Raw genomic sequence first — 12,217 nt, forward strand, 5'->3', positions numbered from 1 at the left:
TTATCGTTGCCCGAATCATACTAAATCAATGCATGAAAGTATAGTTTGCAAAAGTTTAGTCAGATTTTAATTCATCAAAACACTCAGGCCGTCTGAAAATTTATTTCAGACGGCATCTATATTATTAAACGGCATCTCATCTATAAGAGTGCCGTGAAAGCTGATTTTGATATTTCCTGACTAAACTACTCACATTTTGAAATTTTTTTAAAATTAATTCCAATAAAAATCACAATCTTATGTATTTTTACATTAATAATAACAATTATCATTTGCAAATTAGAAAAAAGTCCGTATAATCCAATCCAACGACACTCAACGCAACGCACAGAAAGAAAGGAGAAGCACATGCCGGAAAGTATTTTTAAGCAAGTCTCTCTCAACATTCTGAGACTGCACCAACACACCATCCGCTCACTTCTGGCCACACAAGGCTGCGGCGATTGTGAAATACACGAGGCCGTATATGTAACTTTAGATGGCAGATATTATGTCGGATTACCGTGTATGCCGTCTGAAAGCCCGTCTGATACCGGAATCCTTCTGATTGAAGACAAAGCTTCACAAGCGCGCTTAAGCTGGGTTGCCCGCGCCCGTGAAATAAAGCAGAAAGACAATTTATACCAGCGTGTCAGCAGCGCCCTACAGCGCCGCTTGGAACGCAACAAAGGTAAGCACAGCCACGCAGCCCCAAGCTGCCTATTGGAGCTTACCCCGCAACAAGGCCGCCTGACCACAGGCAGCAAAGATTTGTCGCTCTCACCGCATGATTTGATGAAAGCACTTTATCCGGCAACACATAAATTAGGAGAATTTGCCTTGTAACAGTTTTGGTAGTGGTTTGTGTTCCTTTTGCGCCCCTTAATTATTTTAAAGGGGCGATTTTTTTGTTGTCCGCATTCTTTCAGATGGTCTGAATTACAGTACAATAGGCCGTCTGAATCTTTATCCCGCACACTATTTATGCAACTTCTCAAATATCTCCAATCGCAAGGCTTAGGCAGCCGTAAACAATGTCAATGGCTGATCGACAATGATTGCGTCGTCATCAACGGCGACATTTGGAACAACGCCAAAAGCATCATCGAGCCTGTCGATGTCAAAACACTCAGCATTGACGGTGATAATGTGATGGTTGTACCCATGCCCTACTTCTATATTCTGCTCAACAAACCCGCCGATTACGAAACTTCGCATAAACCTCAACAATACCCGAGCGTGTTCAGCCTGTTTCCCGACCACATGCGCAATATCGATATGCAGGCAGTTGGACGTTTGGATGCCGATACCACGGGCGTTTTGCTGATTACCAACGACGGTCAGTTCAACCATCGTGTAACATCGCCTAAACATAAGGTAGCGAAAGTTTATCGCGTCACACTCAAACACGCCGCCGGTGACAGCCTGTGTGAAACCCTGAAAAACGGTGTCCTACTGCATGACGATAACGAAACGGTTCACGCCGCCGAAGCTTATTTGGAAGACGCCAATACACTTATCATGGCGATTAACGAAGGCAAATACCACCAGGTCAAACGCATGGTGGCCGCTGCCGGCAACCGGGTCGAACAGCTGCATCGAGATAAATTCGGCGACTGGGACACGCAAAACTTAGCCGCCGGAGAGTGGAAATTTATCCAAATCCATTATTGAATTGCGGCCTGCAAAAAAATTATTACACATTTTGAATTTTTAAACGCAATAAAATCAAATGATTATTTAACTATTTTCAACATTAACAAAATTTAACACAAATATCTATGAACTATTATATAATTCGCCTGTCTGAGTAACACTTGCTTCGAGAGAAGTAAGTAAGTGAGTAAGACGTTTTCCCCGTAATGTGTTTGGCCATCTATACTTTTCCCCTTAGTATAGATGGTTTTTTTATCTTCAATTTATTATCAATCAAAAATCTATTTATGATTAATATTTTCTATAAAAAGAATAGGCTGTAGTCTCGCGCCTGAATCATCGCCCAATCATGATTTTGTCTGTTTTCTTTAAAATTTAATTGTTTAAGTAAATACTATTTAATTCATTTTGGATATTTTTCTAGAAAACAAGGAGATAAAATATTCAATTGTAAAGACGTTGATTTTTCCACTTGCACAGCCAAGTTGATTTAGTTACGATGGTTTCACACGCGACACAAAACGTGTACCCCCTTAAAACGTAACGAAAGGAACTAGTATGAACTGGGATCAAGTAGAAGGTAAGTGGGAACAATTAAAAGGTAAGGCCAAAGTGAAATGGGGTCAGCTGACCGATGATGATTGGGCAGTCGTAGAAGGCCAACGCGATCAGTTGGCAGGCCGCATTCAAGAGCGTTACGGCTACACCAAAGAACAAGTGGAAAAAGAATTGGACGATTGGGTTAATGACCGCTAATCCGATAACTTTTTAAATGAACATTAAAAAAAACCTGCCTATGGCAGGTTTTTTCGTTTTCGTCATTTACTCATTTTCTTAACAACCAGATTCCTATTCAAACCAGTTTTTTCACCTATTTTATTTTCAGACGGCCTCACTTATTCCTGCCTTTCACTATAAAAATTGTATTTTTCAGCACTATTCACTATCAGCCTTTTTAATATTCAGCTAAATTGTATACCTTATCAGGCGTATAATATCGCCCTTTAGTTTTGTTTTTCATAAATATATTAATATGAATTCTTCTCAACCCCGTCAAACTTGGTCAAACCGATTAACCTATATTCTGACTGTTGCCGGTGCTACGGTCGGCTTCGGCGCTACTTGGCGTTTTCCCTATTTGGTCGGTGAAAACGGCGGCGGCGCGTATGTGTTTTTATTTTGCATTGCCATGATTTTAATCGGCATTCCGATGATTTTGGTGGAAAATGTCATCGGTCGGCGCAAAGGGGTCAATGCACTCGATGCCTTTGGCGGCCAACTCAACGGCAAACCCGTACCCAAATTCTGGAAGCTGGCCGGTTGGATGAGCTTACTCGGGGCATTCGGCATCATGGCTTATTATATGCTGCTTGGCGGCTGGGTCATCAGCTATATCGTCAATTTAATCGGCGGCGGCTTGGATGTTTCGCAACCGATTCACGGCGAGGCAACCAAAGCATTTTTTACCGAACACATTGAAAACAGCCCCTGGGTCATCGCGTTTTATACCCTGCTGTTTGTGCTGGCTAACTATTTCATTTTGGTTAAAGGCGTGATTGGCGGTATTGAAAAAGCGGCTAAATACTTAATGCCGCTGCTGTTTTTGTTCCTGATTACCATGGTGGTGCGCAACGTTACCCTACCCGGCGCGATGAAAGGCATCACTTTTTATCTGAAACCTGATTTCAGCAAAATCACCGCACAATTGTTTGTCTATGTTCTGGGGCAAGTATTCTTCGCCTTGAGCTTGGGCTTCGGCGTGATGATTACCTTATCAAGCTATTTGGATAAAAACGAAAATCTGGTTCAGACGGCCGTGATTACTGCCGTCACCAATACTTTAATTGCGGTATTGGCGGGCTTTATGATTTTCCCTTCGCTCTTCAGCTTCGGTGTGGCACCCGATTCCGGCCCGATCCTGGTATTCCAAAGCCTGCCTATTGTGTTTTCCAATATGTGGGCAGACCCTGTTTTTGCAGTGATTTTCTTCTCTCTGCTGCTGATTGCCGCGCTTACCACTTCTTTAACCATTTACGAAGTGTTGATTACTGCTCTGCAGGAAAAAACCAAAATCCGACGTGCCGCGGCAATTACTATTGTCTTAGGCGGTATTTATTGGGCAATATTCCGTCAATTTTGGCTTATGGATCTTGGCGGGACATCTCGATTTTCGGTCGCAATATTTTTGATGCTTTCGACTTTATCAGCGGCAATATTCTGTTTATGCTCACGGCTTTGGGCTCGGCGCTGTTTGTCGGCTTTGTGATGAAGGAGGAAGCGGAAGAAGAATTGCGCCATCAAGGCAACGATACCGCAGTCAATATTTGGTTCAACTATGTCAAATATTTAGTGCCACTGGTAATTCTACTGATTTTTATCAGCAACCTGATTTAAAACAACGACTGAAGGCCGTCTGAAATATTTCAGACGGCCTTTGTGTATATCACGGCAGCGGTTTATTGTATAATTCGACATTACGCACATTACTTTTAGCTACCGTTCCAGACGGTCTCTGCAACAGAATTCTATGGCTACCAAATCTACCAAAACAACCCCGAAACCCAAAGTCAAAGCCAAAACTGAAGCCGCCAAGCCCGCCGTGCGCCGCTCGGCCAAACCGCAGCCTGCTACCCAGCCTAATAAGTTGTCGGAAAGCCTGAAAGCAGCCAAAGCCTTACAAAAAGACGAAGAAAAAAAAGCCCGTCCCGAACATGTGGTCAATCTCATCAATGACACCATGTGGCTTTTGGGCTTGGTAGTGACCATTTATCTGGCGATTTCTTTACTGAGCTTCGACATGAGTGATCCCGCATGGTCGCGCAGCGTGGCCAACAGCGGCAAAGTGCAAAACTTCGGCGGCTTGTTCGGCGCCTATGTGTCGGACATCGGCTATTACCTGTTCGGCCTGTCGTTTTGGTGGTGGATTATTGCCTCAGGCATGTTCCTTTATAAAAACTTCCGTCCGCTGCAAAAACAAGAAAACCATAAACCCTACAATCACGGCGTAGCAGCTTTGGCCCTGTTTTTGCTGCTGGTATGCAGCCCGATTTTGGAACACTTCGCATTCGATGCCGTATTGAACGACTCACTGCCCGTGGGCGCCGGCGGTTTAATCGGTGCATTTGCCGGTTCGGGATTGAGTTGGTTGTTGGGCAAATCCGGCAGCTTATTGATTATGTTTGTTGTGTTGCTGCTGGCGATTTCGTTGCTGGCACAAGTTTCGTGGTTGGAAGTATTGGCCAAAACCGGCCGCAACGCTGAGAAAAACCTACAAAATCTGAAACAGAAAATTGCCGATAAAAAACAGCAAAAAGCCGACGATACCACCGATTTACGAGACACCAAACCGGCTCGCCGCCTGCTGAAAGAAGCCAAAACCATCATTGCCGAGCCTATGCAGAAAATCGAAGGCAGCAGCAGCAACCGCAAAGCCGTGACTGTATCAGTAGTGCCGCCGCCCAAGATCCAAACTTCTTTGTTTGACGAGCATGAAGAGTCACAAACTGTGGGCGAATACCACAAACCCGGCATGAATTTGCTGCGTATGCCGAAAGGTGAACCGGCAGCAGTCAACCCCGATATGCTGCAGCAAACTGCCGAGCGTATCGAATCCAAGCTGGCTGAATTCGGCATTGGCGTGCAAGTGGTGTCGGCTACCGCAGGCCCTGTGATTACCCGTTTCGAAATTGAACCGGCACAAGGCGTGAAAGGCAGCCAGATTGTGGCCTTAGCCAAAGATTTGGCGCGCTCGATGTCGATGCAGGCTGTGCGCGTGGTGGAAACTATTGCCGGTAAAAACACCATGGGCATTGAGTTGCCGAATGAACACCGCCAAGACGTGATGTTGAGCGAGATTTTATCTTCGGAAGTGTTTAACGAAGCCCAATCGAAGCTGACTGTTGCTTTGGGTAAAGACATTTCCGGCAATCCTGTAGTCGGCGACCTCGCCAAAATGCCACATTTATTGGTAGCAGGCATGACCGGTTCGGGCAAGTCGGTCGGCGTCAACGGCATGATTATGTCCATACTTTATAAAGCCACGCCGGATGAAGTCCGCTTCATCATGATCGACCCGAAAATGCTGGAATTAAGTATTTATGACGGCATTCCGCACCTGCTCTGCCCAGTTGTCACCGATATGCGCGAAGCTGGTCAGGCACTGAATTGGTGTGTGGCCGAAATGGAAAAACGCTATCGCCTGCTTTCACATGCCGGCGTGCGCAATTTAGACGGCTTTAATAAAAAAGTAAAAGAGGCCAAAGCAGCAGGCAAGCCGTTGCTGAATCCGTTCAGTCTCAATCCTGATGACCCCGAGCCACTGGAAACACTGCCGCTGATTGTGTTGGTGATTGACGAATTGGCCGATTTGATGATGACCGAACGCAAAGCCGTCGAACAGCAAATCGCCCGTTTGGCGCAAAAAGCGCGTGCCGCGGGCATTCACATGATTGTTGCCACCCAACGCCCAAGCGTCGATGTGGTAACCGGCTTGATTAAAGCCAATATCCCGACACGCATGGCCTTTACCGTGCAAAGCAAAATCGACAGCCGCACCATTCTCGATCAGATGGGTGCGGACGAATTGCTGAAATACGGCGACTCATTATTCCTGCAACCGGGCAGTGCCGAACCGACACGCGTGCAAGGTGCGTTTGTCTCCGATGACGAAGTGCATAAAGTCGTGGCTCATGTTAAAGAACAAGCCCCAACCCACTACATTGAAGGCTTGCTCAGTGGCGAAGCAGCTTTGGAAACGACCAATATCGTCAACCCCAATGCCGACAGCGACGAATTGTTCGACCAAGCCGTTGCTTTTGTGTTAGACAGCAAGAAAACTTCAATTTCTGCTTTGCAACGCCAATTACGCGTCGGTTACAACCGCGCAGCCAATTTAATGGAAGCCTTGGAAAACGCAGGCGTGGTAACGCCTGCCGACATCAGCGGCAGCCGTCGCATTTTGGCGCAAAAAGACCAGCTTTGATTCAAAGTATTGTCAAAGGCCGTATGAAAATGAATTTTCATACGGCCTTTGCTGTCTTCTATCTCGTTTTTTGGTCAAAACAATGATACCTCTTTTAATCTACCTGAGACCTTTGCAAAACTCCCTGAAAAGCCACTACACAAAGAACCGACGTCATTCCCGCGCAGGCGGGAATCCATCTTAAAATTTCAGAAACTTATTTTATTCAATAGTTTGCCATGTTCAAAAATATATTCCTGCCTGCGTGGGAATGACGGCTGCTTTGAATTTTATTAGTGGTTCATGAGATTTTGCAAAGGTCTCTACCTGTGTTTTCATGCTTAGCCATCACCTGCCTGCCGTCACTGCCAATTACATAATGATTATTCTGTACTTGCCCACTGTCGCCTATATGTTAGGAAACGCTATTACCGGAACCATCTATACTAAGTAGTAGCAACGCTGATATTCCAAACAACACCACAGGCCGCCTGAACCGGCTAATTTTCAGACGGCCTTATCGCCTATTATTCAAACATTGTGATATACTAGTTGGCTGAATTTTATCCCTTTTGCACCCAATGGCCGCCTGAGGCTGCCGATTGTCGCTTTGCCGAATTCGAAGGCAAATCACGCAAACAGGTTTCCATCCATCAATCAACAAGATATTTAAGGGCTTACGATGAGCGTAACTGTAGAAACTTTAGAAAACTTGGAACGCAAAGTAATTGTGTCTCTGCCTTGGGCTGAAATCAACGCAGAAACCGACAAACGTTTGAAACAAACCCAACGCCGCGTAAAAATTGACGGCTTCCGTCCGGGCAAAGCCCCATTGAAAATGGTTGCGCAAATGTATGGCGCAAGCACGCAAAACGATGTAATGAACGAATTGGTTCAACGTGCGTTCTACGACATCGCCGTAAGTGAAAACCTGAAAGTGGCCGGCTTCCCGCGTTTCGAGGGTGTTGAAGAACAAGATGATAAAGCAGCTTTCAAAATCGCCGCCGTTTTCGAAGTATTCCCTGAAGTCGTGATTGGCGATTTATCGGCACAAGAAGTTGAAAAAGTAACCGCTGCCGTTGGTGACGAGGAAGTTGAAAAAACTGTTGAAATCCTGCGTAAACAACGCACCTGCTACAACCACATTGAGCGGGAAGCAAAAAATGACGACCGTGTCATCATCGATTTTGAAGGCAAAATCGACGGTGAATTGTTTGAAGGCGGTTCTTCTAAAAACTACGCATTCGTATTGGGCGCGGGTCAAATGCTGCCTGAATTCGAAGCAGGCATTGTGGGCATGAAAGCCGGCGAAAGCAAAGACGTTGAAGTCAACTTCCCTGAAGAATACCACGGTCAAGAAGTGGCCGGTAAAACTGCCGTGTTCACCATTACTTTGAACAACGTTTCTGAGCCGACTTTGCCGGAAGTCGACGCTGAGTTCGCTAAAGCTTTGGGCATTGAAGACGGCGATGTTGCCAAAATGCGTGAAGAAGTAAAGAAAAACGTTAGCCGCGAAGTAGAACGCCGCGTTCAAGACCAAACTAAAGATTCAGTGATGGAAGCTTTGTTGAAAGCCGCTGAATTACAAGTACCTAACGCTTTGGTTAATGAGGAAGCCACCCGCTTGGCCAACGAAATGAAACAAAACTTCGTAAACCAAGGCATGGCTGATGCTGCTAACTTGGACTTGCCAATCGACATGTTCAAAGAGCAAGCCGAGCGCCGCGTATCTTTGGGCTTAATCTTGGCTAAAGTGGTTGAAGAAAACAAACTGGAACCAACTGAAGAGCAAATCAAAGCTGTTGTGGCGAACTTCGCCGAAAGCTACGAAGATCCGCAAGAAGTAATCGATTGGTACTACGGCGACGAAAGCCGTTTGCAAGGCCCGACTTCTTTGGCTGTTGAAAGCAACGTGGTTGACTTCGTATTGGGCAAAGCCAAAGTTACTGAAAAAACCTTGTCATTTGACGAAGTAATGGACGCACAAGCCTAATCTGCCGTTTGAAACATAACATCATCAAAGCACTGAAGCGGCGCAAAGCGCGCTTTGGTGCTTTTATTTATCCAGTACATTAATATTCAAGTTTATTAAATTGAAATGTCGGCCATTTGGCACCATTTGCAGAAAAGATATTTTACTGATTTCCATATCACTTACCTTACAGGAAAAGCCCGCATGACTCCAGACATTCAAAACTATCTCGTTCCCACCGTTATCGAACAAAGCGGCCGTGGCGAACGTGCTTTCGATATTTATTCCCGCCTGCTGAAAGAACGTATTGTGTTTTTGGTCGGCCCCGTAACCGACGAATCGGCCAATTTGGTGGTGGCGCAATTGCTGTTTTTAGAAAGCGAAAATCCAGATAAGGATATTTATTTCTATATCAATTCTCCGGGAGGCTCGGTAACCGCGGGTATGTCGATTTATGACACCATGAATTTCATTAAGCCTAACGTATCAACCCTGTGCTTGGGCCAAGCTGCCAGCATGGGTGCATTTTTGCTTTCCGCCGGTGAAAAAGGCAAGCGCTTTGCCTTGCCGAACAGCCGCATAATGATTCACCAACCGTTGATTCACGGTGGCTTATCCGGCCAAGCATCTGACATTGAAATTCATGCTAAAGAGCTGATTAAGATTAAAGAAAAACTCAACCGGCTGCTGGCCAAACATTGCGATCGCGATTTGGCTGATTTGCAACGCGATACCGACCGCGACAATTACATGTCTGCCGATGAAGCCAAAGAATACGGCTTAATCGATCAGGTATTGGAAAGCCGCAAAGCATTGTTGGCAGAAATCAATTAAAGTCGTTATACATTAAAATAGGCCGTCTGAAAGTTTTTCTTTCAGACGGCCTATTGCATCGCATCTTATTCAGGACGACGTGGCAACTCTTTTTCAGTCAACGGTTTGATATACCAAATATCGCGACAATAATCGGCAATCGAACGGTCTGATGAGAAGAAGCCCATGTTGGCAATGTTAATCAAAGCAGAACGGTTCCAAGCGGCTTTGTCTTTGAAATGCATATCTGCTTTGGCTTGCGTATCAATGTAGCTGCGGAAATCAGCCATCAATTGGTAATGGTCGCCATAAGGCTGTAAAACATCGTTATAGCGGGTCGGCTCTTCCGGTGAGAACGTGCCATGGCTGATTTGATTCACCACACGGCGCAAGTCATGGTCTTGTTCGATGTAACTCAATGGATCGTAACCATTGCGGCGAATTTCTTCCACTTGTTCAACCGTATTACCGAATATGTAGCAGTGTTCTGCACCGACTTTATCCAGAATTTCTACGTTCGCGCCGTCCAAAGTACCCATACAAATCGCACCGTTCAGAGCAAATTTCATGTTACTGGTTCCTGAGGCTTCAGTTCCAGCCAATGAAATCTGTTCGTGTAAGTCGGCAGCAGGAATGATGATTTGTGCCAAGCTCACGCTGTAGTTCGGGATGTACACCACTTTAATCAAATCGCGGATGCGGCTGTCGTTGTTGATGAATTTGGCCACATCGTTAATCAAGCGGATGATTTTCTTCGCCATGTAATAAGCCGAGGCGGCTTTACCGGCAAAGATAAACACACGCGGCTGCCAATCGGCATCCGGATTTTCCAAGATTTTGTTGTAGCGGTCGACAATGTGCATCACATTCAACGCTTGGCGTTTGTACTCGTGGATTCGTTTGATTTGAATGTCGAACAAAGCTTCAGGATTGACTTTGATGTCCAGCTCTTTTTCGATGTAGTCGGCCAAGCGTACTTTTGCAGCTTTTTTTACTTCGGCAAATTCGGCTTGAACTTGTGCATCATCGGCTTTGTCGTTCAATTTCACCAAATTATCCAAATGCAAACGCCAATCTTGTTCGCCCAAATGTTTGTCCAAGAATGCAGTCAATGCCGGATTGGCAATATTAATCCAGCGGCGCGGAGTCACACCGTTGGTAACATTGGTGAAGCGTTCCGGGAAGATTTTGGCGAAGTCGGCAAAAATGGTGTTGACCATCAAATCAGAGTGGATTTTGGCCACGCCGTTGACTTTGTGCGAACCAATCACTGCCAACCAGCCCATGCGCACGCGGCGGCCGTGGGTTTCGTCAATAATCGACACGCGACGTACAAATTCATCATCAAAATTACCAATCGCGCGCAAGGCATTCAGGAAGTAGGCATTGATTTCAAAGATGATGTCCAAGTGGCGCGGCAGCAGACGACCCATCAAATCTACCGACCAAGTTTCCAAAGCTTCGCTCATCAAGGTGTGGTTGGTGTAAGAGAACACTTTGCAGGAAATATTCCATGCTTCAGTCCAAGACAAGCCTTCTTCATCAATCAAAATGCGCATCAATTCAGGAATCGCCAACACCGGATGGGTATCGTTCAAGTGAATTGCTACTTCGTCGGCCAAGTTACGGATATTTGCTAAACGGCATTTATGGCGTGCAATGATGTCTTGCACGGAAGCGGAAACCAAGAAATATTCTTGTTTCAAACGCAATTCGCGGCCGCTTTCGGTCGAATCGTTCGGATACAAAACGCGGGAAATGTTTTCATCACTGTTTTGCGCGCGCACGGCAGATGCATAGTCGCCGCGGTTAAAGTCGGCCAAATCAAACAGATTACCGGCATGTGCAGCCCACAAACGCAATGGATTGGCCACGTCGCCACCATAACCCGGAATAATTTCGTCATAAGCCCAAGCCGAAATTTCTTCGCTCGGATGCCATTCCTTTTTGTCCCCCATATTCAACACTTGGCCGCCAAAGCTGACCGCATATTGTTTGTTCGGACGGGCAAACTGCCATGCCAAATCCTGATCCAGCCACAAATCCGGTTTCTCAACCTGTTGGCCGTCAACGATTTCCTGCTTGAACATACCGTATTGATAGCGGATGCCGTAACCCATGGCCGGAATGCGCAAGGTAGCCAACGAATCCAAGAAACACGCAGCCAATCGGCCCAAACCGCCGTTACCCAAGCCCGGATCTTGTTCTTGCTCGCACACGTCGGAAAATTCTTTGTCCAATTGTTTGAATGCTTCTTCGAATTCTGCGTACACACCTTCGTTAATCAAGGCATTGACAAATGATCGGCCTAACAAGAATTCCATAGAAAGGTAGTAAACCATGCGCTTGCTGTTTTCGATATGGGCGCGACGGGTTTTGAGGAAATCCTCGGCAATCAAGTCACGCGCAGCCAACATGGCGGCATTCAGCCATTGATGCTCGTCGGCATCTTTCGGATCGACACCCAAAATAAAAATCAGTTTGTAAACAATGGATTTTCGGATGGTTTCTGCATCCGGTTTCGGCATAACATAATCGTAGCCTGAGATAGGAAGTTTCGGAGCCATGGCAGCCTTTCTTTTTTCGTGTGTTTCAAAACACGGTAAATGAAATCAGGCCGTCTAAAACGTTTCAGACGACAAAAAACAGGAAAATCGGTTAAATAAAATCCAACAAACAATCCGATAGAAAACTACAAAACAGTTTAAATTTAGGCAGACGGTGTATCTTTCTATAGGCCCATACTCTCAGACAGCCTCAGCCAACATCTAAGAAATCTTGAGCCGAATAGAACCGATATGCGTCGATTTTACCTGAGCTTCTATTAAAACACTATT

The 12,217-nt window shown here is 45.7% G+C and carries 9 protein-coding genes; 8 read left to right on the forward strand and 1 reads right to left on the reverse strand.

Annotation, left to right across the window (positions count from 1 at the left end; all coding sequences use genetic code 11):
- The first annotated feature begins 348 nt into the window (after positions 1–348).
- From ACFPVS_RS04755 to clpP, 8 genes are all read left to right on the forward strand, one after another.
- Complete coding sequence (locus ACFPVS_RS04755) at positions 349–825, forward strand: hypothetical protein (RefSeq protein ID WP_096294936.1); 477 nt, start codon at positions 349–351, stop codon at positions 823–825.
- Positions 826–963: 138 nt separating this feature from the next.
- Positions 964–1,653, forward strand: a complete 690-nt coding sequence (locus ACFPVS_RS04760; protein ID WP_096294935.1) for a 16S rRNA pseudouridine(516) synthase — start codon at positions 964–966, stop codon at positions 1,651–1,653.
- A 540-nt stretch (positions 1,654–2,193) separates the two neighbouring features.
- Positions 2,194–2,391 (forward strand): CsbD family protein, encoded by a 198-nt coding sequence (locus ACFPVS_RS04765; protein WP_096294934.1) that lies wholly within the window; start codon positions 2,194–2,196, stop codon positions 2,389–2,391.
- 277 nt (positions 2,392–2,668) lie between these two features.
- A complete protein-coding gene (locus ACFPVS_RS04770) occupies positions 2,669–3,901 on the forward strand; it encodes a sodium-dependent transporter (RefSeq protein ID WP_332457934.1) in 1,233 nt (410 codons plus the stop codon).
- Complete coding sequence (locus tag ACFPVS_RS04775) at positions 3,859–4,029, forward strand: hypothetical protein (RefSeq protein ID WP_332457933.1); 171 nt, start codon at positions 3,859–3,861, stop codon at positions 4,027–4,029. Before ACFPVS_RS04770 ends, ACFPVS_RS04775 begins: the two co-directional genes overlap by 43 nt.
- 262 nt (positions 4,030–4,291) lie before the next feature.
- Positions 4,292–6,616, forward strand: coding sequence for a DNA translocase FtsK (locus ACFPVS_RS04780; RefSeq protein WP_378595455.1), 2,325 nt, complete (start codon positions 4,292–4,294; stop codon positions 6,614–6,616).
- Between the two features lie 661 nt (positions 6,617–7,277).
- Positions 7,278–8,588, forward strand: coding sequence for a trigger factor (tig, locus tag ACFPVS_RS04785; protein ID WP_096294932.1), 1,311 nt, complete (start codon positions 7,278–7,280; stop codon positions 8,586–8,588).
- Between the two features lie 183 nt (positions 8,589–8,771).
- The gene (gene clpP, locus ACFPVS_RS04790; RefSeq protein ID WP_096294931.1) at positions 8,772–9,401 is read left to right on the forward strand and encodes an ATP-dependent Clp endopeptidase proteolytic subunit ClpP; all 630 of its coding nucleotides are present in this window, start codon (positions 8,772–8,774) and stop codon (positions 9,399–9,401) included.
- A gap of 65 nt (positions 9,402–9,466) precedes the next feature.
- Here clpP and ACFPVS_RS04795 read toward each other — a convergent pair whose 3' ends face one another.
- On the reverse strand, positions 9,467–11,947 hold the full coding sequence (locus tag ACFPVS_RS04795) for a glycogen/starch/alpha-glucan phosphorylase (RefSeq protein ID WP_123803932.1): 2,481 nt from the start codon (positions 11,945–11,947) through the stop codon (positions 9,467–9,469).
- Between the last annotated feature and the right edge of the window lie 270 nt (positions 11,948–12,217).

Origin of the sequence: Neisseria weixii, assembly GCF_042658245.1 — a bacterium.
GTDB lineage: Bacteria > Pseudomonadota > Gammaproteobacteria > Burkholderiales > Neisseriaceae > Neisseria > Neisseria weixii.